The organism is Cupriavidus pauculus (assembly GCF_022179805.1).
GTDB classification, from domain to species: domain Bacteria; phylum Pseudomonadota; class Gammaproteobacteria; order Burkholderiales; family Burkholderiaceae; genus Cupriavidus; species Cupriavidus pauculus_E.
The window spans coordinates 68,496-92,879 of record NZ_BPUO01000016.1 but is presented as its reverse complement, the minus strand read 5'-3'; the positions used below and the strand labels follow the sequence as shown (position 1 = coordinate 92,879).

Annotated in this window: 22 protein-coding genes; 9 read left to right on the top strand and 13 right to left on the bottom strand. The window is 66.3% G+C overall.

Annotated features, from left to right (window positions below; all coding sequences use genetic code 11):
* Positions 1-55 precede the first annotated feature (55 nt).
* A complete protein-coding gene (locus tag MFF62_RS25580; RefSeq protein WP_238265938.1) occupies positions 56-1,021 on the top strand; it encodes a Bug family tripartite tricarboxylate transporter substrate binding protein in 966 nt (321 codons plus the stop codon).
* Between the two features lie 72 nt (positions 1,022-1,093).
* Complete coding sequence (locus MFF62_RS25575; protein ID WP_238265937.1) at positions 1,094-2,173, top strand: AbrB family transcriptional regulator; 1,080 nt, start codon at positions 1,094-1,096, stop codon at positions 2,171-2,173.
* 54 nt (positions 2,174-2,227) lie between these two features.
* On the opposite strand, the gene MFF62_RS25570 is transcribed toward MFF62_RS25575, so the two are convergent.
* Together MFF62_RS25570 and MFF62_RS25565 are read right to left on the bottom strand one after the other, a co-directional pair.
* Entirely contained in the window at positions 2,228-3,055 is an 828-nt protein-coding gene (locus MFF62_RS25570) for a hypothetical protein (RefSeq protein ID WP_238265936.1), read from the bottom strand.
* Positions 3,056-3,166: 111 nt separating this feature from the next.
* Positions 3,167-3,763 carry a tetratricopeptide repeat protein gene (locus MFF62_RS25565; RefSeq protein ID WP_238265935.1) on the bottom strand — a complete coding sequence of 199 codons (597 nt, stop codon included), beginning with the start codon at positions 3,761-3,763 and terminating at the stop codon, positions 3,167-3,169.
* Positions 3,764-3,936: 173 nt separating this feature from the next.
* On the opposite strand from MFF62_RS25565, the gene MFF62_RS25560 reads away from it, so the two are divergent.
* On the top strand, positions 3,937-4,293 hold the full coding sequence (locus MFF62_RS25560) for a hypothetical protein (RefSeq protein WP_238265934.1): 357 nt from the start codon (positions 3,937-3,939) through the stop codon (positions 4,291-4,293).
* Positions 4,294-4,401: 108 nt separating this feature from the next.
* On the opposite strand, the gene MFF62_RS25555 is transcribed toward MFF62_RS25560, so the two are convergent.
* Positions 4,402-5,379 carry a D-2-hydroxyacid dehydrogenase family protein gene (locus MFF62_RS25555; protein WP_238265933.1) on the bottom strand — a complete coding sequence of 326 codons (978 nt, stop codon included), beginning with the start codon at positions 5,377-5,379 and terminating at the stop codon, positions 4,402-4,404.
* Between the two features lie 187 nt (positions 5,380-5,566).
* Between MFF62_RS25555 and MFF62_RS25550 the strand changes: the two genes are divergently transcribed.
* Positions 5,567-6,040 carry a (2Fe-2S)-binding protein gene (locus MFF62_RS25550; RefSeq protein ID WP_238265932.1) on the top strand — a complete coding sequence of 158 codons (474 nt, stop codon included), beginning with the start codon at positions 5,567-5,569 and terminating at the stop codon, positions 6,038-6,040.
* Position 6,041: 1 nt separating this feature from the next.
* Positions 6,042-8,339: a xanthine dehydrogenase family protein molybdopterin-binding subunit gene (locus MFF62_RS25545; RefSeq protein WP_238265931.1), complete on the top strand. Its 2,298-nt coding sequence runs from the start codon at positions 6,042-6,044 to the stop codon at positions 8,337-8,339.
* Between the two features lie 15 nt (positions 8,340-8,354).
* Here the strand turns inward: MFF62_RS25545 and MFF62_RS25540 are convergent, their stop codons facing one another.
* The 5 genes from MFF62_RS25540 to MFF62_RS25520 all read right to left on the bottom strand — a co-directional run bounded on the left by MFF62_RS25540 (position 8,355) and on the right by MFF62_RS25520 (position 13,078).
* A complete protein-coding gene (locus MFF62_RS25540) occupies positions 8,355-9,101 on the bottom strand; it encodes a sulfite exporter TauE/SafE family protein (RefSeq protein WP_238265930.1) in 747 nt (248 codons plus the stop codon).
* A gap of 50 nt (positions 9,102-9,151) precedes the next feature.
* On the bottom strand, positions 9,152-10,135 hold the full coding sequence (locus MFF62_RS25535; protein WP_238265929.1) for a Bug family tripartite tricarboxylate transporter substrate binding protein: 984 nt from the start codon (positions 10,133-10,135) through the stop codon (positions 9,152-9,154).
* A 73-nt stretch (positions 10,136-10,208) separates the two neighbouring features.
* The gene (locus MFF62_RS25530) at positions 10,209-11,018 is read right to left on the bottom strand and encodes an HpcH/HpaI aldolase family protein (RefSeq protein WP_238265928.1); all 810 of its coding nucleotides are present in this window, start codon (positions 11,016-11,018) and stop codon (positions 10,209-10,211) included.
* 73 nt (positions 11,019-11,091) lie between these two features.
* Positions 11,092-12,087, bottom strand: a complete 996-nt coding sequence (locus tag MFF62_RS25525; protein WP_238265927.1) for a Bug family tripartite tricarboxylate transporter substrate binding protein — start codon at positions 12,085-12,087, stop codon at positions 11,092-11,094.
* 52 nt (positions 12,088-12,139) lie between these two features.
* Positions 12,140-13,078: a 2-hydroxyacid dehydrogenase gene (locus MFF62_RS25520; protein ID WP_238265926.1), complete on the bottom strand. Its 939-nt coding sequence runs from the start codon at positions 13,076-13,078 to the stop codon at positions 12,140-12,142.
* A 106-nt stretch (positions 13,079-13,184) separates the two neighbouring features.
* Here MFF62_RS25520 and MFF62_RS25515 point away from each other — a divergent pair, with 106 nt between their 5' ends.
* The 3 genes from MFF62_RS25515 to MFF62_RS25505 are packed head-to-tail and all read left to right on the top strand — an operon-like array spanning position 13,185 to position 16,914.
* The gene (locus tag MFF62_RS25515) at positions 13,185-14,249 is read left to right on the top strand and encodes a LacI family DNA-binding transcriptional regulator (protein WP_238265925.1); all 1,065 of its coding nucleotides are present in this window, start codon (positions 13,185-13,187) and stop codon (positions 14,247-14,249) included.
* 59 nt (positions 14,250-14,308) lie between these two features.
* A complete protein-coding gene (locus MFF62_RS25510) occupies positions 14,309-15,763 on the top strand; it encodes an NAD-dependent succinate-semialdehyde dehydrogenase (protein ID WP_238265924.1) in 1,455 nt (484 codons plus the stop codon).
* Positions 15,760-16,914 carry a mandelate racemase/muconate lactonizing enzyme family protein gene (locus MFF62_RS25505; protein WP_309295918.1) on the top strand — a complete coding sequence of 385 codons (1,155 nt, stop codon included), beginning with the start codon at positions 15,760-15,762 and terminating at the stop codon, positions 16,912-16,914. The genes MFF62_RS25510 and MFF62_RS25505 overlap by 4 nt, the downstream gene beginning before the upstream one ends.
* Positions 16,915-17,008: 94 nt before the next feature.
* Here MFF62_RS25505 and araD read toward each other — a convergent pair whose 3' ends face one another.
* Genes araD through MFF62_RS25490 form a run of 3 tightly spaced genes read right to left on the bottom strand, consistent with a single transcriptional unit; the run spans position 17,009 to position 20,614 of the window.
* On the bottom strand, positions 17,009-18,775 hold the full coding sequence (araD, locus tag MFF62_RS25500; RefSeq protein WP_238265922.1) for an L-arabinonate dehydratase: 1,767 nt from the start codon (positions 18,773-18,775) through the stop codon (positions 17,009-17,011).
* A gap of 33 nt (positions 18,776-18,808) precedes the next feature.
* Entirely contained in the window at positions 18,809-19,606 is a 798-nt protein-coding gene (locus MFF62_RS25495; RefSeq protein WP_238265921.1) for an aldolase/citrate lyase family protein, read from the bottom strand.
* Positions 19,607-19,645: 39 nt separating this feature from the next.
* Positions 19,646-20,614, bottom strand: coding sequence for a Bug family tripartite tricarboxylate transporter substrate binding protein (locus tag MFF62_RS25490; RefSeq protein ID WP_238265920.1), 969 nt, complete (start codon positions 20,612-20,614; stop codon positions 19,646-19,648).
* 151 nt (positions 20,615-20,765) lie between these two features.
* Here MFF62_RS25490 and MFF62_RS25485 point away from each other — a divergent pair, with 151 nt between their 5' ends.
* Positions 20,766-21,884, top strand: a complete 1,119-nt coding sequence (locus MFF62_RS25485; protein ID WP_238265919.1) for a LacI family DNA-binding transcriptional regulator — start codon at positions 20,766-20,768, stop codon at positions 21,882-21,884.
* 36 nt (positions 21,885-21,920) lie between these two features.
* On the opposite strand, the gene MFF62_RS25480 is transcribed toward MFF62_RS25485, so the two are convergent.
* Positions 21,921-22,568 (bottom strand): TetR/AcrR family transcriptional regulator, encoded by a 648-nt coding sequence (locus MFF62_RS25480; protein ID WP_238265918.1) that lies wholly within the window; start codon positions 22,566-22,568, stop codon positions 21,921-21,923.
* A 141-nt stretch (positions 22,569-22,709) separates the two neighbouring features.
* Positions 22,710-24,143, bottom strand: coding sequence for a cardiolipin synthase (cls, locus tag MFF62_RS25475; RefSeq protein ID WP_238265917.1), 1,434 nt, complete (start codon positions 24,141-24,143; stop codon positions 22,710-22,712).
* Between the last annotated feature and the right edge of the window lie 241 nt (positions 24,144-24,384).

Sequence of the window (24,384 nt, the reverse complement as noted above, 5' to 3'; positions counted from 1 at the left end):
GCACAGCGACAGACATCCTGAGAGCACTCCTTCATTACCTTTTCGAGAATCAATCATGGCGTTTTCCAAGATCGTCCCCGCTCTCGCGCTCGCCCTGGCCGCCGGCCATGGCATCGCCCAGGAATTGCCGCCGGGCCCCTTGCGCATGCTGGTCGGCTTTGCACCGGGCGGCGGCAACGATGTCATCGCCCGCACGGTGTCCACCCAGCTCCAGCTGAACACCAAGACCACGCTCGTGGTGGAAAACAAGCCGGGCGGCGGCAGCACGCTGGCCACCGCCGAGATGGCACGCGCCAAGCCCGATGGTTCGGTGATGCTGCTGGGTTCGGTCGGCGGACAGGCCATTGCGCCGTCCATCTACAGCAAGCTGCCCTACGACCCCGTGAAGGGCGTGCAGCCGGTGTCGCTGGTGGCAAAGTCCGCCAACGCGCTGGTGGTGAACAACGACCTGCCCGTCAAGAACGTGCAGGAACTGCTGACCTATGCCAAAGCCCATCCGGGCAAGCTTAATGTCACGTCGCCGGGCAACGGCACGATCTCGCACCTGTCGGCCGAGTTGTTCAAGAGCATGGCCGGGGTTTCGATCACGCATATCCCGTATCGCGGCGATGCGCCGGCAATGCAGGACGTCATGGCTGGCCAGGCACAGATGACGTTTGCCAGCCTGCCGTCGGCCAAGGCCGGCGTCGATTCGGGCAAGGTGCGCATCCTGGCCGTGACCAGCACCAAGCGCGTGGAAACCATGCCGAACGTACCGACCATTGCCGAATCCGGCGTGCCCGGCTATGAGGTGGTGTCGTGGTACGGCGTGTTCACGACGGGCGGCACGCCGATGCCGACGGTCAACCGCCTGGCCCAGGAAATCGCGGCCGTGATTGCGCAACCGTCGATCCGCGAGACGATTGCCAAGCAGGGCATGGAGCCGAGCGCGCTGGGTCCGGTCGAGTTCACGCAACTGGTGAACCGCGACGCCCAGAAGTGGGAAAAGGTCGTCAAGACGGTCGGCATCAAGCTGGACTGACTCGCCCGCGCCTGCGCGATCACGGGATAGAATCCGGCGGCTGAGCCACCTTCCGTGTCACGCCAAACAACCATGGCAATAGCAAGCCGCGCCCTGCACTGGACCTCTTTGCTGCTCTGTACGATCGGGTTGAGCTATCTGCTGCAACCCGTGATCGCCTCCGCCAGCGTGCTGGTGGCGGCGATGGCCTGCGCCATGGCGGCCGGATTCCTGGATGTGCGTCTGCGCATCCGTCCGGCGCTGACGGCAGTCGCGCAAGCAATGATGGGCACGGCCATCGCCGGCACGCTCCACCTTGCGGAGTTGCTGGAAGCGGCTTCGGACGGGCTGGTGCTGCTGGGCGTTGCATCGACGATTGCCAGCGCCGCCGTGGTGGGCTGGCTGCTGGTGCGCTACGCCCCGCTGCCCGGTACCACGGGCGCCTGGGGCAGCCTGCCCGGCGCGGCATCGATCATGGGCGCGATTGCGAAGGAAAACGGCGGCGACGGCATTCTGGTATCGCTGATGCAGTACCTGCGCGTCGTGCTGGTGGTGGTGACCGGCCCCCTGGTGGCCCATGCGATCGTCGATGCGCAGGTGGCGGCAAACCCGGCCGGCGCTGGAATCGCGGCGGTCGTTCGGCCCTTGGGGCAATCCGCTCAGTCTGGTCAGTGGGGAATGCTTGCGGCCATCGCCATCGCCTTGCTGGGCTGCTGGATCGGCAGGCGTTTCCGGATTCTTGCCGGAGCGTTCCTGGTGCCGATGGCCCTCGGTGCGGCATGGGTGACGGCTGTCCCGGCGGTGCCCCTGGTGGTGCCACCCGCGCTGCTGGCCTGCTGTTTCGCGATTCTGGGATGGACGATCGGGCTGCAGTTCCGGCGCGACCTCTTGCGGCCGCTGGTGGCGTCATTGCCAACCATGCTGGCCGCCATCGTGGCAATGATGGCGCTGTGTGCCGCCTCGGCGTGGCTGGTCTCGGCCATCAGCCGGGTCAGCTTTCTGACTGCCTACCTGGCGACGTCGCCAGGCGGCGTGGAATCGGTGGTCGCCATCGCACTGGGCACCAACGCCGACATGAACTTCGTGGTGGCCACCCAGACGCTTCGACTGTTTTCCGTCGTGCTGGTTGGCCCCTGGCTCGCGCGGCGGATCGGCGGCACGCGAGGCGACTAGCCGCTGCCCGGCTGGCTGCTTGCGGCAGCCGTCCGGACAGCAGGCGGCGCCTGCTTACGAACCGACCTTCAGCTGGCCGCCGCGACCCAGGCCGCCCTTGACTTCCTGCGCCTTGTAGTTGCGCAGCGAGACCACCATGTTGTTGTAGGCGTCCATGAAGGCGGCCACGGTGGCCTTGCCTTCCGGCGTACGCGAGAAGCCGCCCAGGCCGCCAGCCGCACCGCCGCCAAAGGCGCCCAGGGCCGCACCGAAGTTGGTGGCCGTGGCATTGCCTTCGGAGATCGACAGTTGCACGCCCGAGCGGATGTCGAACATCGTCAGCGTCACGACCGAAGCCTTGCTCTGCATGGCACCGCCCACCAGCGCGCCAACGCTGCCGAACATGCTGCCGACGCCAGCGGCCAGTTGGCCCGTGGAGTCGTTGTCGATGATGATCGCCGGCTCCATGTAGTAGTCGGCTGCCACGCGCTGGCCCTTCTGCTGCTTCGACCCTGCGCGGAACTCACCGGAATTGCGCTGCTTGTCGGTGATGTTCGACAGCTTGCTTTCCGTGCGGTTGTTGCCCACCGACGTGATCACGAAGCAGTTCGACTGCTGCACCGCCAGGCGGATCAGCGGCTCGATGGTCGTGATCTTGGTGGCTGCGCCAAAGCTTGCATACCATTCCTTGCCACGGCCATCGTCCACGGCCAGCGTGCCCAGCGGCTTGTCGCAGCGCTCGAGCGATTGGTTGGCATTGACGCTGGTGGCGCCGCCAGCGGCGCCGGTGGCGGCCGTAGGTGCCGTGCCGGTGCTGATCAGGCCGCCCGCGGGGTTGGCACAACCAGCCAGAACCAGGGTGGCGGCCATTGCAGCCGCGCGCAAAGAAGTCATCTTGGGCATGAAAACGCGTTCCTGTTGACGGAAGAGAGGGAAACTACAGAAGAGAAGAAGTTCGGGGGGCGCCGATCTAGCGCCGGTTCAGCGTTGAACCAGCGCAGAATTAGCGCCGAACTAGCGCTGGTACCAGCCGGAGGCGCCCCATACGTAGTAGTACGGGTAGCCGCCGTACCAGCCGGCCCAGGTCGTGCGATAGGCTTCGCGCACCCGGTACGCTGCCTGCTCGTCCTTCTTCGCGGCCTGGGCCTGCGGAATCAGGGCGGCGGCTTCCTTGTTGCCCTTGGCGGCAGCACGGGTCAGCCAGGCTTCGGCTTCGGCCGGGTCCGAGCCCAGTTCCTCGAAGCCCATCAGGTAGATCCGGCCCAGCGCCAGTTGCGCTTGTACGTGGCCGTTGTCGCCGGCCTTGCGCATCCATTCCAGCGCCTGGTAGCTGTTGCGCTCCACGCCGTCGCCGCGCAGCAGGCGCAGGCCCAGGTCATAGGCAGCGTTGGGATTGTTCTCGGCCACCTTGGCCAGAGCCTGCATGCGGCGGTCGGCTTCGGTCGTAACTTCGGGCGGCAGCGTCGATACGCGGCGATCCTGCTCGGTGCAGGCATTGCCATTGCAGAGCCGTACGGTCTGCGAGCGCGGCGCCAGCTGGTCGGCGGGCGTCTGAGCGCATCCTGCCAGGCCAAAAAATGTCGTCAACAGCAAAGATGCAAAAACCCGCATAACTCCCCGCTCCTGCTATGTCTCGCTGTTCTGCCAAGACTAGTTTTTGTAAGTAAACGTGTAGATTGTAACCGTAACGCACTGGATCGTTGAGCTTACATCACGTATACGTCAAATCTGTTGCTTAAGAGGCACGGATCAGGGGTTGGGGTTGCCGGCGTAAAATGCGCGTCATGCCAAACCGTCACCCCTGCTTTCACGCCCAGATTCGCGGCGCCATCGCCGTCATCGGCGCCGTTTTCGCGTGCGTCGCCCACGCCAGCGACATCGCCTGCGAGGCGCCCGCCACGCGGGCCAGCCAGATCATTTGCGAAAGCGCGCTGTTCTCGATTGGATACCAGCGCATCTACGCCGACCAGCAGCGCCTGCTCAAGGCCGGCGTGATCAGCCAGGCCGATATCGATACCTTCCGCCGCCAGCGTGATGCCTGCGACAACGCCAACTGCCTGGATACGGTGTTTTCCGCGTGGAAGCAGAAGTTGGTGGATACGGGCGCCAGCCAGGCGCTGCGGGGGCGGCAGGCGAAGTAGCTGATGGCGGGCTCCCAAAAAAATGGGACGGTCCATGCGGATCGCGCACGAACCATCCCAAGGGAGTGTCCCCTGAATATTCCGTCGATGCCCGGCAGCTTGCCGGGATCAGCCCCGCAATCGCACCATGACTTCCGGATTGGCCAAGGTCACGGGTTCGCCAGCAAAGAACCGGTTGATGTTGTCGAAGGCGCCGCCAAAGTAGGCTTCGTAGTTGTCCTTTTCGACAAAGCCGATATGGGGCGTGCACAACGCGTTGTCGAGCGCCAGCAGCGGATCGTCGGCACACAGCACGGGCTCGCGTTCATAGGCATCCACGGCGGCAAAGCCTGGCCGCCCGGCCCGCAGCGCATCGACCAGTGCGCCGGGCGCGATCAGTTCCGCGCGGCTCGTATTGACGATCAGCCCTGTGGGTTTCATGCGCGCCAGATCGTCGGCTGTCACGATGCCTTCGGTATCGGCATTGAGCCGGATATGGAGGCTGACCACATCGCTCTGCGCGAAGAATGCCTCGCGCGACGGCGCCACCTCGAAGCCGTCCTGGTGCGCATCGGCCGTCGAGCCTTCGCGGCCCCACACCCAGACCTGCATGCCAAACGCCTTGCCAAACCCGGCCACCTGCTTGCCAATGCGGCCATAGCTCCAGACACCTAGCCGCTGCCCGCGCAGTTGCTGGCCTAGAAACCCCTGCCACTGACCCGCGCGCAGCCGGTTGGCCTCGGCCACCAGATGCCGGCGACTGGCCAGCATCAGCGCCCATGTCAGTTCGGCCGTGGCCGCGCCCGAGCCGCTGCCTTCGGCCACCGCAATGCCGCGCTCGGTGCAGGCGCGCAGATCGATGTGTCCCGCCGCCTTGCCGGTCTGGCTGATCAGCCGCAGGCGCGGCAGGCGGTCGAGCAAGGCCGGGGTCATGCCCGTGCGTTCGCGCGTCAGCACGATGGCCTCGGCGTCGGCCAGCCGGGCGGCCAGTGCGTCGATGTCCTTCACGTTGTCGTGATAGATCCGCACGTCATGGCCGTTTAGCCGCGCAAAGCAGTCGAGGGTCCGTACACAGTCCTGGTAGTCGTCGGGAATCGCGATGCGCATGGAAGATGCCTCGGGCCATGGCCGGGAGGCCCGGCCGGTTAACGGGTCCGCCCAGTGTAGGAAGAAAACCACGTCACAACAGCCTGCATTTCCATCCCATGGAAATGACGCTATTCGGCGCGCCGTGGCTGGCCTAGATTCGAGGCTGCGCCGCCCCCGTGCCGCACGATAACAACAAGGAGACCCCATGCCCACCTACCAGCTTCAGGTCAACGGCAAGCAGCATGCCGTGGACGTCGACGACGATACCCCCCTGCTCTACGTGCTGCGCGACAACCTCGCGCTGCACGGCCCCAAGTTCGGCTGCGGCCTGGGCCAGTGCGGCGCCTGCACGGTGCTGTTCAACGGCGTGGCCACGCGGTCGTGCGTGCTGCCGGTGGCCTCGGTTGGCGATGCCCGCGTGACCACGCTGGAAGGCCTGGGCACACCTGAGAAGCCGCACCCGGTGCAACAAGCGTTTATCGACGAGCAGGCCGCGCAGTGCGGGTACTGCATCAACGGCATGGTCATGACGTCGGTGGGCCTGCTGGCGCAGAACGCGAAGCCGTCGGAAACCCAGATCCGCGATGCGCTGGCCGGCAACCTGTGCCGCTGCGGCACGCACACGCGCATCATCAAGGCCGTGCAGCGCGCCGCCGACACCGCAGCCAAGGAGGCCTGACATGGACCGTCGCACATTCCTCAAGGGCAGCGGCGGGCTGCTGGTTTCGTTCACCCTGCCCAACCGGGCTTCGACGGCGCTGGCGCAATCGGTCACGGCCGTAGACGCCGCGGGCCAGACCGTCACCAAGGCATCGACGGCCAAGGGCGAGGTCGATGCGTGGCTGGCCATCGGTCCGGATGGCCGCGTCACGGTCTATAGCGGCAAGGTCGACCTGGGCACCGGCGCGCGCACCGCGCTGGCGCAGATGGTGGCCGAGGAGCTCGACGTGAGCTTCCGTCAGGTGGACATGATCATGGGCGACACGCTGCTGACGCTCGACCAGGGCCAGACGGCCGGCAGCCTGACCATCCAGGACGGCGGCGCCACGTTGCGGCGCGCCGCCGCGTGCGCACGCCGCGCAATGGTAGGCAAGGCGGCAGCGCAATGGTCGGTCGATGCGGACAGCCTGATAACCGCCGACGGCGTCATCGCCACTGCTGGCGGGGATCGCCGGATCGGCTATGGCGAGCTGGTAGCCGGCAAGCCGCTGCAGGTAGCGCTGGACCCCAAGGTTCCGCTGAAGCCGCCGGCCCAGCATAAGGTGGTGGGCAAAAACGTGAAGCGTGTGGACATACCGGGCAAGGTCACCGGCCAGTTCACGTTCATGCAGGACTTCCGGCTACCCGGCATGCTGCATGCGCGCGTGATCCGCCCGGCCGGCCCCGGCGCAAAGCTGGTCAGCGTGGACGAAACGTCGATCCGCGCCCTGCCCGGCGTGCGCATCGTCCGCAAGCAGGATTTCCTGGCCGTGCTCAGCCCCAGCGAATGGGGCGCCATCAAGGCCGCGCGTCTGCTCAAGGTCGAATGGAACGACCCGACCCACTTCCCCGACCAGGCCAACCTCTATGCTTACTGGCGCCGCCTGCCAGTCAGCAACGTGGAAACCGCCGCCAGCAGGGGCGATGCGGCCGCCGCGCTTGCCAGTGCGGCGCAACGGCTGGAAGCCACCTACGAATTCCCGCCGCACACGCATGGATCGATTGGCCCCGCCTGCGCCGTGGCGGACTTCCGCGACGGCCAGTGCACGATCTGGTCGGCCGCGCAGTCCACGCATTCGCTGCAAGGCGAAATCGCGCTGACGCTGGGCCTGGACAAGGCGAAGGTGCGCCTGATCTACCTGGACGGTGCCGGCTGCTATGGCCGCAATGGTCACGAGGATTGCTCGGCCGACGCGGCGCTGGTGTCGCAACTGGCCGGCGCGCCCGTGCGCGTGCAGTGGATGCGGGCCGACGAGCACGGCTGGGATCCCAAGAGCCCGCCGACTGCCATCGACCTCAAGGGCGGCCTGGACGCACAGAAGCGTCCGGTGGCCTGGCAGTCCGAATTCTTCGTGGCCACGCAGAAGGGATCAATCGCCGAATTCCCGCTGCTGGCCACGGTCACCTCGGGTATCCAGCGGCCCGCCTATGTCACCGGCAACATCTCCAAGAACGCCGACGTGCTGTACACGCTGCCGAACGTCAGCACCAAGGTCTACCGGCTGACCGATAGCGCGTTCCGTACCGCCCACCTGCGCTCGCCGGGGCGGCTGCAGAACGCCTTTGCCAACGAGGCGTTCTTCGACGAACTGGCGATGGCCGCCGGCGCCGATCCGCTGCAATGGCGCCTGGACTACCTGCCCGACCCGCGCGCCCGCGCCGTGCTGGAGGACGTGGCAAAGCTGTCGGGCTGGGACGCCAGGGCGGCCCGGGCCATCCGCCGCAAGGGCGATCCGCGCGACGTGGTACGCGGCCGCGGGCTGGCATTCGTGCGGTACGACAACGACCGCACCTATGTGGCCACGGTGCTGGAGGTGGCCGTCAACCGCAAGGACGGCCACGTGCGCGTGACCGACGTCTGGTGCAGCCACGACTGCGGCCAGATCATCAACCCGGACGGCACGCGCAACCAGATCGAGGGCGGCATCGTGCAGACCGTCAGCCGGGTCATGATGGAGGAGCTGCATTTCGACACGCACCGCGTGACGTCGGTGGACTGGGCCAGCTACCCGATCCTGCGTTTCCCGGACGTGCCCAACATCCACATCAGCCTGATCGACCGCCCCGAGGCAACGCCCTGGGGCGCCGGCGAAATGGCACCGGCCACTATTCCGGGCGCCATCTCCAACGCAGTATTCGCGGCCGTCGGCGTGCGGCTGCGTTCGGTGCCGTTCCTGCCGGAGAAGGTACTGGCGGGGTTGAAGGGGGCGGAACGGGGCAAGGGCAAGCCGGCGAAGGTCGCGCAGGCTGCCGAGGTGGCGACCGAAGCCGCCACCTGAAGGGCCGGGCGCCGCCTACCTGAAGATCATGGCGGCGCCCGACAACGCCAGCAGTGTGGCAACCAAGGGGCGCATGACGCCCGGAGGAACGGGCGGCGGCGCTTTCAGCGTCAGGCGTGTGGTCAGTTGAACGATCGGCACCGAAAGCAGACACAGCAGCAATGCATGCGCCGACATGCCGATGGAGAGCACCACGAGTAGCAGCCGCAAGCTGGCATTGCTGGCAAACATGACCAGCAGCGCCCTCCGCACGACATCGGTGGCCAGCGGCTGCCGGTACAGATAGAAGACGATCGGCGGGCCCGACGTACCGAACAACCCGCCCATCAGCCCCGACAGCGCGCCCGCCATCGCAAACCCGCGTGGCGGACCCACGTGCTCCGCCTGCTGCCGGCGCGCAACCAGGCTGACCGCGCACAGCACGATGACGATGCCGAGCGCGGTCTCCAGCCACGACGCCGCATGGTCGTGCATCCACCCCAGCATCAGCACCCCCAACATCACTGTCAGCAAGCTGGTGATCAGCGCGGGGCGCATCTGCCGCCACGGCGGCGCCTGGCGCTCGGTGCGGAAGAATGCCAGCGCATTGACAAGCGTCAGCACACTGGCCGTGTTGGCCGCATCGGCCACGGAGGCCAGCTTGAACGTGGCCACAAGGCTGAGCAGGACCAGGCCGAAGGCAAAGCCGGTCAGCGTCTGCACATAGGTGGCCACTGCCACGCACAGCAGGAAGTACAGCGTCGTTGCAGGCGCCTGAAGCATCGCTTCAATCGGCGCGAATGCGAGCAAATCCACCAGATCCGTCCCTATCGCTACTTGTCCGCCAGATCGAGGTCGGCGATCAGCTTGCCGTAGATCTCGGACTGGCGCTGGGCGAACGCGGCAAACGCCTTCGCATCCTTGTACTCGGGCGGTGTCTCCAGCCGCTCGGCATCCGCGCGGTATGCGGGGCTTGCCAGCACCTGGCGGCAGGCGCTCTCAAGCTTGCCCAGCACAGGCGCCGGCAGACCCTTCGGTGCGATCAGCCCGCCCCAGATGGTGGCCTGCACGGGAAAGCCGGCTTCCGCCGCGGTGGGGACATCCGGATAGCCCGGCAGACGCCGGTCGGCAAACACCGCCAGTGGGCGCAGTCCATACTGCTTCGATACGGTCGGCGTCTCGTTGAACACCATGATCTGCTTGCCGAGCATGCCTGTCACCATCTCGCCCGAACTCTTGTACGGCACGTGCAGGCCCTTGGCACTCGCCTTGGCGAGCAGCATCTCCATCGACAGGTGCAGAAGCGTACCCGGCCCGGACGAACCATACGCAAGCTTTTCGGGATGCCGGCGCGCATAGTCCATCACGTCCGCCACGCTCTTGAACGACGAGTCCTTGGTCACCATCATCATCAGCGGCACGGCGTAGGTACCGCAGATGTGATCGAAGTCCTTGTAGCTGTAGCCCGTCTTGCGGATGGCCGGCTGCAGTACCTCGGGGCCGATCACCGACAAGCCAACCGTGTAGCCGTCGGGCTTGGCGCGCATCAGCTGTGACATGCCGATGGCACCGCCCGCGCCCGCCTTGTTGTCCACGACGATGGAGGCGGCCATGGTTTCGGTCATCCTGCGTTCGAGGATGCGGGCCATGATGTCAGAGGTTCCGCCGGGACCAAACGGCACCACCAGCGTCACCGGCCTGGCGGGATAGCCGCCCTCGGCGACCACGGGGAGCGAGATCAGGCATGCCGCCGTTGCCAGGCAGGCAAGCATGGCGCGCGGCAACCGGCGCGGCGGACGTAAAGCTGGACGTTGCATCGGGAGTCTCCTTGCAGTGTTTTCTGGAGGGGCTCTGGCGGCCCCATGTGGAACGGACGGATCGAAAAGCGTGTCAGTACACGCCGCCGTCGTAGCCCTTGGCGATGGCCGGACGAATGGCCTGGATGAAGGCGTTGGCCTGCCGCATCATCATGCCCATGTCCGACGCCACGGCGACGAACGCGTAGCCCTGCGCCACGAACTGCGACACCATCTCGGGCGTCGGCCCCACGATGCCGCAGGGCTTGCCGATGGCCTTGCAGCGGCGCGCAACGTCGACGATCACGGCCTGCACTTCCGGATGCGCGATATTGCCGATGTGACCGAGGTTGGCCGCCAGGTCGCCTGGCCCCAGGAACAGCGCGTCGACGCCCGGCACGGCGGCGATTTCCTCCAGCGACGACACGGCCTGCGGCGTTTCCAGCTGGATGATCGTGAAGACCGAGTCGTTCGCCCGCTTGCCGTAGTCCGGCGCGGTGCCGTAGCCGCTGGCGCGGTGCACTGCCGCGAAGCCCCGGATGCCTTCGGGCGGGTACTTTGCATAGGACACGGCGCGGCGCGCGGCTTCGGCGCTGTCCACGAACGGCACCATCACAGTCTGCGCACCCAGGTCCAGCGCGCGCTTGAACAGCACCGGATCGTTGGCAGCCAGACGCGTGATCGGGGTGGCGTCGGTGCCGGCAATCGCCTGCAGCACGTTCAGAATCTCGCGCTCGTCGAGCGGCACGTGTTCCAGATCGACGACCAACCACTCGAAGCCGGCGCGGCCCATGGCCTCGGCCGTGCTGGAAGTACCGGACATCAACCAGGTGCCGAGGGGAACACCGGCCTGGCTCAGACGGTCGCGGAAGGGATTGGCAAGAAGGTCCTTGGGTGCGGGCATGTTGGGTCTCTTGAAATGGTGAAGTCGTTAAAATCTGGTTGGTGATGGAGTGTTTGCGCGGGCCGTCGGGTGCTCAGTCCAGCTTGATGCCGGCGTCCTTGACGAGCTTGCCCATGGCCGCCGAGTCCTTGTTCAGCAAGGCCTCGAATTGTGCGGGCGAAGACGACAGCACTTCGTAGCCCTGCTGCTCCAGCGGCTGACGGAATTTCGGCGATTGCAGGATGGCGAGCATTTCCTTGTTGAGCCGCTCGACAATGGCCGGCGGCGTGCCGCGCCGTACCAGAATGCCGTTCCAGACCACCGACACCACATCGGGCACGCCGACCTCGGCAAACGTCGGCACATCGGCCAGGACGGTTGACCGCTTGGTATCCGCCACGGCCAGCACACGCAGCTTGCCGGCGTTCTTGTAGGTCACCACCGCCGGCAGGTTGTTGAACATCATGGGAATCTGTCCGGACAGCACGTCCATCAGGGCCGGCGGACCGCCCTTATACGGCACGTGCACCAGGCGGGTACCGCTGCGCTTTTCAAACATCACGCCAGCCAGGTGCATGGTGTTGCCGTTGCCGGCAGATCCGTAGTCGATGCGCCCCGGCTGGGCCTTGGCCGCCGTCACCACATCGGCCACGGTCTTGTATGGCGTTTGCGCGCCGACCAGCAGCACATTCGGCATCTGGTGCGTGAGCGTGACGGGCTGCAGGTCCTTGATCGGGTCGTAGCCCATGCTCGCGTACAGATGCGGATTGATGGCAAGCGTGCTCGTGGAGCCGAGCAGCAGCGTGTAGCCGTCAGCCGGTTGCTGCCGCGCCACGAACGCCGAGCCGATATTGCCGTTGGCGCCCGCGCGGTTGTCGATCACCACGGGCTGGCCCAGCCGTTCGCTCAGTGCATTGGCAAACGCGCGGGCAAACTGGTCAGCCACGCCGCCGGCCGGATACGGCACCACGAACGTGACGGGGCGGTTCGGATAGGCGGGGTCCGCGGCCACCGAGTGCAGCGGCAATGCCAGCGTGACGCATGCCGCCATGCCGGCCACAGTGCGGCGAAGCAGGTTCCTGCGATTCATGGCGATGTCTCCTTCTGTATTTTTCAGGAATGGGCGGGGGAATGGCGGACGGCTAGTTGACCGGCGTTGCCAGGGGCAGCCCGCGCGCGTGGCGCGACAGGTTGTCGACAACCAGTTGCGCCATCGCGTGGCGGGTCTGCATCGTGGCACTGGCGATATGCGGGGTGAGCACCACGCGCTCGCATTCGCGCAGCGCCGCTGGCACGTCTGGTTCGTCTTCGAAGACGTCCAGTCCGGCAGCGCCGAGCGAACCATCGCGCAGCGCGTCGATCATCGCGGCCTGGTCCACTACCGAACCGCGCGCCACATTCACGAGCACACCGTCGGGTCCCAGCGCCTGCAGTGCGTCGCGGCCCACCAGCTTGTGCGTGCCGTGGCCGCCGGGCGTGGCAACGATCAGGACGTCGGCCCATTCCGCCAGAGCCCGCACGTCGGCAAAGTATGCGTACGGCACGTCCTGACGGCTGCGGCCGTTGTAGCCGATCTCCGTATCGAAAGCGTGGGCCCGGCGGGCAATGAGCCGACCGATGCGGCCCAGGCCCACGATGCCGACCCGGCTGCCCCAGAAGCGGCGCGCCAGCGGAAACGGTCCCGTCAGCCATTGCCCTTCGCGCACGAAGCGGTCGGCCTGCGGCAGCCGGCGAAACGCCGCCAGCGCCAGCATCAGCGCCACGTCCGCGACGTCCGCCGACAAGACGTCGGGCGTGTTCGTCACGCGGATGCCTCGCGCCGTGGCCCAAGGCACCACGATGGCGTCGTACCCGACACCGTTGCAGGCGATCACCGCGAGATTGGGTAGCGCATCGCGGCACGCTGCCGGCACGCCCGCCATGCCATTTGTGATCATTGCCGTCACATGGCCGCCCTGCCGCGCCAGGAAATCCACGGGATCGGCCAATGTGCGCCAGTCGACCACATCGAAATCGTCACGCAGCACGCTCAGCGCGTCGGGTGCAAAAGGCGTTACGACAAGCAGGATCGGGCGCGTCATGTTGCAGGGCTTCCTAGGTGAAATCACGGATGTTACCGGTGACTGTTACCGGTACCATTGGCGAATGATAGAGTTTCGCATCGTGCTCTAGCCATCCGTGAAAACCATGAAAGACGCTCCCCCGCCCCGTGCATCCCGCCGCAAGGCATCCACCCACACGATCCACGACGTTGCCGCGCTTGCTGGCGTGTCGTCGATCACGGTATCGCGCTACTTCAACAACCCCGAGAAGGTGTCGGTAGCGGTGCGCGAACGGCTGCGCGAGATCGTGGAGCGTATTGGCTACGTGCCCAGTCAGGTAGCGGGCGGCCTTGCCTCCGGCCGTGGCCGCGTGGTCTGTGCGGTGATGCAGAACATTGCCAGTGCGACCTTCGCGGACCTGGTCAAGGGCATGACCGATGAACTGCAGGCCTCGGGGCTGCAGCTGCTGCTGGCCAACGCGCAGTACTCGCAGACCCTGGAAGAGAACGCCATCCGTACCTTTGTTGGCTGGCATCCGCGCGCGCTGATCCTGACGCGCGACGACCATACGCCGGCGGCCGAAGCCATGCTTTCCGCACTGGATATTCCCGTGGTGGAAGCTTGGGGCTTCGTCGACGACCGCCCGTTCCACCAGGTTGGTTTTCCTCATGCCGAAACCGGCGCGCAACTGGCCCACCACTTCCTGGAGCAAGGCGCCACCCGCGTGCGCTTTGTTCTGCCTCATATCGGCGAGGACTTCCGGGCGGCCCAGCGCGCCCAGGGCTATGCGGCCACGATGACCGCCGCCGGTCTGGCCGCCGATGTCCAGGTTGCCGACGTCGAAGACGACTTCGAAGCGGGCGCACGCACGATGACCGCCCTGGCCGCCGCGCCGCGCGCGGATCGTCCGCAGGCGATCATCTTCGCCAACGACAACATGGCCGCCGGCGCGATCCTGCACGCCGACGACTGCGGCCTGGTATTGCCCTGCGATTGCGCGCTGGCCGGTTTTGGCGATGCGCCGATATCCGTACGCCTGAAACCGGCTCTGACCACGCTGCGCCCGGCCCGCTACCAGATTGGCCAGATGGCGGCCCGCACCGTGCTGCGCATGCTCGCCGCCCCGCAAGATCCCACCCCAGCGCCTGGCCGTGCGTTGCTACCTTGCGAATTGATCGTGCGCGAGAGTAGCCGGCTCACACCCGGCTGACACAGCACCGGCCCGGTTGCGAAGAAAAGCCTGAAAGCCCTACCCGAACGGAGACTCCCATGCAGTTGAACGATACGTCCTTGCTACGCACGCAATGCCTGATTGGCGGCGAATGGATCGCGGCCCGCGATGGCCGGACCATTGGCGTGCAGAACCCCGCCGATGGCGCTTCGCTGGCCACCGTGCCCAGGCTGGGCGTGGACGAAGTCAGGCAGGCCATTGAAGCCGCGCACCGTGCCCTGCCCGCCTGGCGCGCGCGCACGGGAAAGGAGCGCGCCGCGATCCTGCGCCGCTGGTACGAACTCGTGGTGGAGCATGCCGACGACCTCGCGCAGATCCTGACCGCCGAACAGGGCAAGCCGCTGTCCGAGGCCAAGGGCGAGATCCTGGCCAACGCCGCCTATCTCGAATGGTTTGCCGAGGAAGCGAAGCGCGTCTATGGCGACCTCATGCCGCCAGCCAACGCGGGTAGCCGCGTGGTCGTGATGAAGCAGCCCGTGGGTGTCTGTGCCGCCATCACGCCGTGGAACTTCCCCAACGGCATGATCACACGCAAGGCCGGCCCCGCGCTGGCGGCCGGTTGCACCATGGTGCTCAAGCCTGCGTCGAAGACCCCGCTGTCCGCGCTGGCGCTGGCGGAGCTAGCCCTGCGCGCCGGCGTTCCCGCCGGTGTGTTCTCGGTGGTCACGGGCGATGCCCGCGCGATTGGCGAGGAATTCAGCCGCAATCCGCTGGTGGCCAAGATCACGTTCACCGGCTCCACAGAAGTGGGCCGTTGGCTGTTGCGCGAAGCCGCCGATGGCGTTAAGAAGATGTCGATGGAACTGGGCGGCAACGCGCCGTTCATCGTGTTCGACGATGCCGACGTGGACGCCGCCGTCGAGGGCGCAATGATTTCGAAGTTCCGCAACGCCGGCCAGACCTGCGTCTGCGCCAACCGCATCTACGTGCAGGCCGGTGTGCACGATGAATTCGCGCGCAAGCTGACCGAGCGCGTCAACACGCTTCGTGTGGGCCCGGGCACCGCGGCGGGCGTGACGCAAGGCCCGCTGATCGACATGGCTGCGGTGGAAAAGGTCGAGGAGCATATCCGCGATGCGCTGGATCAGGGCGCGCGCGTGCTCACGGGCGGCCGGCGCCACGCGCTGGGCGGACAGTACTTCGAACCGACGGTGGTGGCCAATGCCACCCAGTCGATGAAGGTGGCGACCGAGGAAACGTTCGGCCCCCTGGCGCCGCTGTTCCGCTTCGAGACCGAGCAGGAAGTCATCGCCATGGCAAACGATACGGAGTTTGGCCTGGCGGCGTATTTCTACGCGCGCGACATGGGCCGCGTGTGGCGCGTGTCCGAAGCCATCGAGGCCGGCATCGTCGGGGTCAACAGCGGCCTGATCGCCAATGAAATGGCGCCGTTCGGCGGCGTGAAGCAGTCGGGCATGGGCCGCGAGGGCTCGAAGTACGGCATCGAGGACTATCTCGAAATCAAATACGTGTGCATGGCGGGGATCGCATGATGACCGGACAGCCCATCCAGATCGAAAGCCTTGATGCCTATGTGTTCCGTGCGCCGGCCGTCCCACCGGTGCAGACGTCGTTCGGCATCATGCACGATCGGCCCGCTGTATTGCTGCGGCTGCGCGACAAGGACGGTGCCGAAGGCTGGGGCGAGGTGTGGTGCAACTTTCCGACCGTCGGCGCCGAGCATCGCGCACGATTGGCATTGGCCTATGGCCGTCCCGTCATCATGGGCCAGACGTGGAACCACCCACGGCAGGCATGGGAAGCCATGCTCGACCGTTTTGCCGTCCTGATGCTGCAGACTGGCGAACCGGGCCCGCTGCACCAGATCGCCGCCGGCATCGACATGGCGATGTGGGACCTCTTCGCACGCCGCGCCGGTGTGCCGGCATGGCGTGCGCTCGGCGGTGAGACAGCCTGGGACGTGCCGGTCTATGCATCGGGGATCAACCCCACCGAACCCGAGAAGCTGGCGCTCGCCAAGCGCGACGAAGGCTATCGCGCCTTCAAGCTCAAGGTCGGCTTTGGCGCGGAGCGCGATGTCGCCAACCTTCGCAACATGCGCGACGCGCTCGGCGACGACGCCGTGATGATGGTCGATGCCAATCAGGCCTGGACCGCCACGGAAGCCGTCGCGGCTGGCCACCGGATGGCACCGTTCAACCTCTTTTGGATGGAGGAGCCGGTGCGCGCCGATGCCCCGCCGCAGACGTGGGCGGCACTGGCCGGCGAACAGCCGCTGCGGCTTGCCGGGGGCGAGAATCTGATCAGCCTGGCGCAGTACGATGACTTCATCGCCCAGCCGGGCATGTCGATCATCCAGCCGGATGCGGGCAAATGGGGCGGCCTGAGCGGCTGCATCGACGTTGCGCGCCGCGCGCATGCCGCCGGCAAATGGTATTGCCCCCATTGGCTCGGCGCCGGAATCGGACTGGTGGCGTCGCTTCACCTGAAAACGGCCGCCGGTGGCGAAGGGCTCGTCGAAGTCGACGCTAATCCAAACCCGCTGCGCGACATGATGGCGGCTTCGGTCATGCACCTGCAGGATGGCTGCGTGCGCCTGGGCGATGCGCCAGGGTTCGGCGTTTTGCCCGATCTCGCGGCGCTGGATCAATTCGCCGTGACACTCGATCAAAGCGGCCTCTGACGCCAACCGAAACGAAAACGGCCCAGCCATTGGCAGGGCCGCATCTGCAAGAAGGCCCGCTAGACGGGCCTTCTTGCATCGTGGTCCGGGCAGATCAGTAGATCGGCGGCTCCGGGATCGGCGCGCAGCCGGCTAGGCTGGCGAAGTCGCAGCCTTGATTGGCCTGAGTCACCTCATGTTGGAAGATGCGCCCGTAGCCGCGCGCATACGGCGCCGGCGGGGCCTGCCACGCGGCGCGCCGCGCGGCGAGTTCCTCGTCGGATACGAGCATGTCCAGCCGCCGCTCGCCGATATCGAGCCGAACGATATCGCCAGTGCGCAGCAGCGCCAGCGGACCGCCCACGGCCGATTCCGGCGCCACGTGCAGTACGCAGGTGCCGTAGTGCGTGCCGCTCATGCGACCGTCGGAAATGCGAAGCATGTCGCGCACCCCTTCGCGGAGCAGCTTCTTAGGGATCGGCAGGTTTCCCCACTCGGGCATGCCGGGACCGCCAATCGGACCCGCATTGCGCAAGACCAGCACCGTCGACGCATCGACGTCGAGGTCGGGATCATCCATGGCCGCGAACATCTCGGCATTCGAATCGAATACGAGCGCACGCCCTTCGTGGCGCAACAACTCCGGACTGGACGCGGACGGCTTGATCACCGCGCCGTCGGGGCACAGGTTGCCGCGCACCACCGCCAGCGCCAGGCCCGCCTCGGGACACTCCGCCGTACCGGCCTTGAGCGGCTGGTCCAGGTCCAGCACCGTGCCGTCATCGTCGCAATCCCACGCGGCAATGTTCTCGCCCAGCGTCTGGCCAGTGACGGTCAGCGCGTCGAGGGCCAGGTGGCTGGCGATCTTCTTCAGCACCGCCGGCAGGCCGCCCGCATAGTGGAAGTCTTCCATCAGCCGTTCGCCGGACGGATAGAGGTTGGCGATCACCGGCACCTTGCGCGCCACGGCATCGATCTCGTCCAGGTCTAGCTGCACACCAGCCCGCCCTGCCATGGCCGGCAGATGCACGGCCGCGTTGGTGGATCCGCCCAGCGCCGCATAGACCGCCACGGCGTTGAGGAAGGCGGCCTTGGTGGCAATCTGCGACGGTCGAAGATCTTCCCAGACCATGTCGACAATGCGCATGCCGCACTGCCAGGCCATGCGGCTGTGACCGGCGTCGACGGCCGGAATGCTCATCGCACCCGGCAGCGAGAACCCCAGCGCCTCGACGATGGCCGTCATCGTGCTGGCCGTGCCCATCGTGTTGCAGGTGCCCACGGAGCGCGTCATGCGGGCTTCCATGTCGACCCACTCCGGCTGCGTGAGGTTGCCGATCGAATACTCGGCAAAGTATTTCTTGGTGTGCGTTCCGGCGCCGACTGCGGCGCCCTTGTAGCGGTCATTGAGCATCGGGCCGGCCGGCATGAAGATGACCGGCAGGTCCATCGAGAACGCGCCCATCATCAAGCCGGGCGGCGTCTTGTCGCAGCCCCCCATCAGCACCGCGCCGTCCAGAGGCAGACTGCGCAGCAGCTCTTCCACCTCGATGGACAACAGGTTGCGATACAGCATGGTGGTCGGCTTGACCATGACCTCGCCCAGGCTCAGTGCGGGCAGCTCCAGCGGGTAGCCGCCTGCCTGCAGCACGCCGCGCTTGACCGATTCGGCGCGCTCCCGCAGGTGCGCATGGCAAGGCGACAGTTCGCTCCAGGTATTGATGATGCCAATCACTGGCCGGCCCATGAAGGCTTCCCGGGCCAGGCCCTGCTGCTGCATACGCTGGCGGTGGGCAAACCCGCGGATGTCGTCGCTGGCGAACCACCGCTGGCTGCGCAGGTCCTCGACACTGCGGCGTTTGAGTTTCTCTTGCTGGGACATACGTATTGTCTTCCGGTGAATCGGTTCGTGCGCTCAGTATGCGGCCCGGGTTACGCCGGGGCCACGGTGAAATCGTTCGGCCAGCGCGTCGGCGTGCTTGCGCAGGATCACCTGGTCGGTACCCACGGCCACGAACAGCGCGCCAAGGTCCAGGCATTCCTGCGCGCGCGTCTCGTCCAGCATCAGCAGCCCCGGCGCCTTGCCGCACGCCAGGATGCGGCCGATGGCACGGTCGATGGCCGCGCGCACGCGCGGATGGTTGACGTCGCCGGCCACACCCATGCTTGCCGACAGGTCCGCCGGTCCGATGAAGATGCCGTCGATGCCGTCCACGGCGGCAATTTGCTCCAGGCTTTCGAGCGCCTCTTCCGTTTCCAGCTGCACCAGCACGCACAGTTCGTTGGCCGCCTCGGCCACGTACTGCGCGTCACGTCCAAAGCGCGATGCGCGCATAGTGCCGCCCATGCCGCGCACGCCTTGCGGCGGATAGCGCGTGGCAGCCACCGCCGCCGCTGCTTCTTCGGCGTTCTGCACGAACGGGAACAGCAGCGACTGCGCCCCGATGTCGAGGTAGCGCTTGGTCAGCACCGTGTCGTTCCACGCCGGCCGTACGACCGCCGACGTCACGCCCATGCAGCCGGCCTCAACCGCCTGCAACTGTTGCTGCATGATGACCGGATCGCTGGCGGTGTGCTCGGTGTCCAGCAGCAGCCAGTCAAAGCCCGAGCCGGCAATCAGTTCGGATACATAGGGAAATGGCAGCGTCGACCACAGGCCCACCTGGGCGCGCTTTTCGCTTAGTGCTTGCTTGAATCGATTGTGCGGGGGCATGTCTGTCCTATTGTCTTTGCGAGAGGGGGTCACGGGCACTCAGTCGAGTGAAACGTTGCCTGCCTTGATCAGCGCGCCCATGGCGTTGTAGTCGGACTTCAGCCGCGACTCGAATTCCGCTGGCGTCGACGACAGCACCTCGGTGCCCTGCTCTTCCTGCTTGCCCCGGAACTCCGGGCTCTTGAGGATGGCAGCCATCTCGCGCACCAGCCGGTCAACCACCGGCTGCGGCGTACCGGATCGCACCAGCATGCCGCTCCACGGCACCTGCACCACACCCGGTGCGCCGGCCTCTTTCATGGTGGGCACGCCCGGCAGCAACGCCGCGCGCTTGTCGTCGGCCACCGCCAGGATGCGCACCTTGTGCGCCTTTTCGTAAGCCAGCACCGCGTTCAGGTTGTGGAACATCATCGGAATCTGGCCAGCCAGCACGTCGTTCAGGGCGGCCGGTCCACCCTTGTACGGCACGTGCGTGAGCGACGTACCGGTGCGGGCCTGGAACAGCACGCCGGTCAGGTGCATGGTGTTGCCGTTGCCGGCGGACCCGAAGTTGATGGTGCCGGGCTTGGCCTTGGCGGCGGCCACCACGTCGGCAACGGTCTTGTACGGCGCCGCAGCATTGACCACCAGCACGTTGGGCGTCTGGTTGGTCAGCGTGAGCGGCTGGAAATCCTTGAACGGGTCAAAGCCGGGACTCTTGTACAGATGCGGATTGACCGCCAGCGTGCTCACCGAGCCAAAAAAGATCGTGTAGCCATCGGCCGGTTGCTGGCGCGCCACGTACGCAGCCGCGATATTACCGTTGGCGCCCGCGCGATTTTCAACCACCACGGTCTGGCCCAGGCGCTGCCCCAGCATCTGCGCGAACGGCCGCGCAAAGGCGTCTGCGGCGCCGCCGGGCGGCTGTGGGACGACCATGACAATGGGATGGTCGGGCCACGCGGCATACGTGGCTGTCGTGGAAAGGAGCGTGGCAACGGCAACCACCGCACGGCGGAAAGCGAACATGAAATGTCTCCGGGAACAGCGGCTCGTCGGCCGCATTTTTACTAATGTTACCGCTACCATTTCGAGATGCAAAATGGAAATGAAACCGGTAACATAGCGGGCAGTGTACGAGCGGCGGCGCTCCGCCGTCAACCCGGACGCGACGTCCATCATGAAAACCAATGGCATGCCCGCAGCCCGCGAAAAATCATCGACACCCGCTTCCGAATCGCCCGACCCGCCCAAGCGCCGCGCTCAGCGGCCTCGCTCGGGGACGTACACCGTGCATGACGTGGCGGCCCTGGCAGGCGTTTCGTCGGTAACGGTATCGCGGTATTTCAACGCGCCTCACAAGGTATCCGATGTCCTGCGCGACAGGCTCGCCGGCATCATCGCGGAAACCGGCTACGTGCCGAACCAGGTGGCCCGCATCCTGGCCACCGCTCAAGGCGGCGTGGTGGGCGCGGTCATGCAGAACGTAACCAGCCCGACCTTTGCCGACATGGTGCGCGGCATGATGGACGTGGCCGAGGAAAACGCGCTGCAACTGCTGCTGGCCAACAGCCATTTCTCGCTGGAATCCGAAACCCGTGCGCTGCGGACCTTCGCCGGATGGCACCCGCGCGCGATGATCCTGACCCGGAACGATCACGCACCCGATACCGAAGCCCTGCTGGCCAGGCTACGGATTCCGATTGTGGAGGCGTGGGAAGTCATGACCGAACGCCCGTTCCACCAGGTCGGTTTTTCGCAGACCGAAGTGGGTATCTCTCAGGCGCTGCATTTCATCGCCCAGGGTGCGCAGCGGATACGCTTTGCGTTGAACGGCGCAACCGAAGACGGACGCGCCGCTCGCCGTGCCGAGGGCTATGCGGGCGCCATGCGCGACGCCGGGCTGAAGCCCGATATCTGGCGCGCCAATGCCAAGGACGATATCGCCGCGGCACGCGAACTCTTGGCGGACATCGCGGCATTGCCTTTGCGCAGGCGGCCGCAGGCCGTGATATTCGGCAACGACAACATGGCCATCGCCACCATGCTGAGCGCGCCCGCGCACGGACTTCACGTACCTGATTCGCTGGCCGTGGCGGGGTTCGGCGACATGCCGCTTGGCCTGGTCACCACCCCTGCATTGACGACCGTGCGGCCAGACCCCTATGCGATTGGCGCGCAGAGCATGGCGATCGTCGTGGCCGCCCTGGGCGATGGCGAGGGCAAGCAATCGCCGCAACGTCGTGAGATTCCATGCGAGCTTGTAGTGCGCGACAGCAGCCGGATCAGCCGGGCGTGATCCGTTGGGACATTTTCGGGGGGAGCCGATTGCCGGCTATAGCCCCCGCGCCACCGTCTCCAGCAGCCGCTCCCCGATGTCGTTGGCCTGCTCTTTCGCGCGGCTGCGTAGCGGGCCGTCGATCAGCAGGACAGCGAGGCCGTGCACGGCGGACCAGGCAATGTATTCGGCGCCCGGACGACGATCCGCCGCAAGCAGGCCGGCGTCGACCCAGCGGTCCAGCGCGGACCCGAGCAACTCGAACGGATTCAGCCCGCTGTTGCCCGCCTTGGCGGGATCGACATCGGCCTCCACGTCGTCCGGCACCGAAAACGCCGTGCGAAACAGACCGGTCTCAGACAGCGCAAACTTCAGGTAACCCATGCCCACCGCGCGCAGGCTTGCGCGCGCGCGGTCCGGCGAGCTGGCTTCCAGCGGGATCGAATCGAGTTCGGACTCCATCGCCATGGCCAGGCTGGAGAGCGCCGAGGCGCGCACCGCCTGCAGCAGGTCTTGCCGGCTGGCGAAGTGGCGGTAAGCGGCATTCGGCACCACCCCCGCGCGGCGCGTGGCTTCGCGCAGCACGATGGCATCGGGGCCGCCTTCGCGCGCCAGGTCGATACCCGCTTCCAGCAAGGCGCGGCGCAAGTCGCCATGGCGGTATGTGGTGCGTGTGGGAGGTGTTGCGGCGACTGTACGGTTCATATCCACTCCCATGTGGACGTCGTCCACTCTTCTTCGACTAATAGTAGACAGTGTACACAAATCCTGCCAGTTTCTGCCTTCGGGAGTGACCAGCGCGTGGCATCGCGTGCCTTGCACGTTGCTTCGGGAACACGGCGCCGGCTAGAGGATGGGCGCGAACAGCTTGGCCACGTGCATCGCCACACGCAGGAAAGCCGGCGAGTTCAGGAAATCGTCCGGCCCGATCCGGTGGGCCTGCGCGAAGTCGGCTTCCAGCATGCGTGCCACGTCGGCGGCAAATGCTGGATGGGCGGTCATCACCATCAGTTCGAAATTCAGGCGGAAGGACCGGTTGTCCAGGTTGGCCGTGCCCACGGCGGCCGCTTCGTCGTCGATCAGGATCACCTTCTGGTGCAGGAAGCCGGGCTGGTAGCGGTAGACCTTCACACCCGCGCGCACGGCCTGGTACGCATAGATGGTGGACGCGCCGTAGACCACCAGGTGATCGGGCCGCGATGGAATCAGGATGCGCACATCCACGCCGCGCAGCACGGCCAGCCGCAGCATGGCAAACACGGCCTCGTCGGGCACGAAGTATGGCGACGTCATCCAGAGCCGGCGCGTGGCGGACTGGATGGCCTCGACGAAGAACAACGAGCAGGTCTCCTGGGCATCGGCCGGACCCGATGGCACGACCTGGCACACCATGTCGCCGACGTGGCCGGGTGGCGATGTCATCAGGTATGGCACCTCGCGCGCGGCCCAGTACCAGTCTTCGGCAAACGCCATCTGCAGGTCCAGCACCGCCGCGCCGCGAATGGCGATATGCGTGTCGCGCCACGGCGCCAGCGGCGGCTTCTTTCCCAGGTATTCGTTGCCGACGTTGTGCCCGCCCACGAACGCCTGCGCGCCGTCCACCACCACGAGCTTGCGGTGGTTGCGGAAGTTGAGCTGAAAGCGGTTGACGAAGCCGGGATGTGTGGAAAACGGCCGCGCCTCGACGCCGGCCTGCTGCAGCACCCGCACGTAGCTGCGTCCCAGCGCGTGGCAGCCGATACTGTCGTACAGGAAATAGACCTTGACGCCCGCCTGCGCCCGCGCGCAAAGGCGCTGCTGCAGGGCCTGCCCGAGTTCGTCATCGTGAACGATGAAGAACTGCACCAGCACCTGCTCTCTGGCGGCATCGATGGCGGCGAAGATGGCCTCGAACGTGGCGTCGCCGTTGACCAGCAACCGCACGTCGTTGTTCATCAGGCACGGCATGCCGGTCAGGCTGGGCAGCGCCCGCATGCAGGCCTGCTCCGGCATCGCCACCACGTTGGCGGCTAGCGCCTGGCGATCCTGCGAGGTCATGCCGTGGCGGATCTCGCGCAGCCGGTCGTCGTTGAAGCGGCGCGCGTTGACGTAGCCGGCGAAGCGGCTGCGCCCGAATATCAGGTACGGGATGATGGTGAAGTACGGCATCATCACCAGCGAGCCGGCCCACGCAATGGCGCCAGGCGCCGTGCGCACGGTCATCACGGCATGCAGCGCCGCGATGATGCCGACGAAATGAAACGCGAGAACGACCGCGGCAATCACGCTAGGACTGAGCATAGGCAACTGACGACGAAAATTGACGACGCCAACCGGGCGGACACGATGACCCGTATTCTGGCATAGCGCGTCACTTTGGCGCATCAACTTGCCCCAACCCGGTGGCGGCATCCCTGGCTCCCACCCACTGCCAGCCCACAACCACGCTGCTGCCTATTTTTTAGTCACGCCGATCCGGCGCCCGCCCGCGCCACCGTTTCGCCTTCGGCCGCCCTGGTTATCCACAAAAACTGTGGATAAC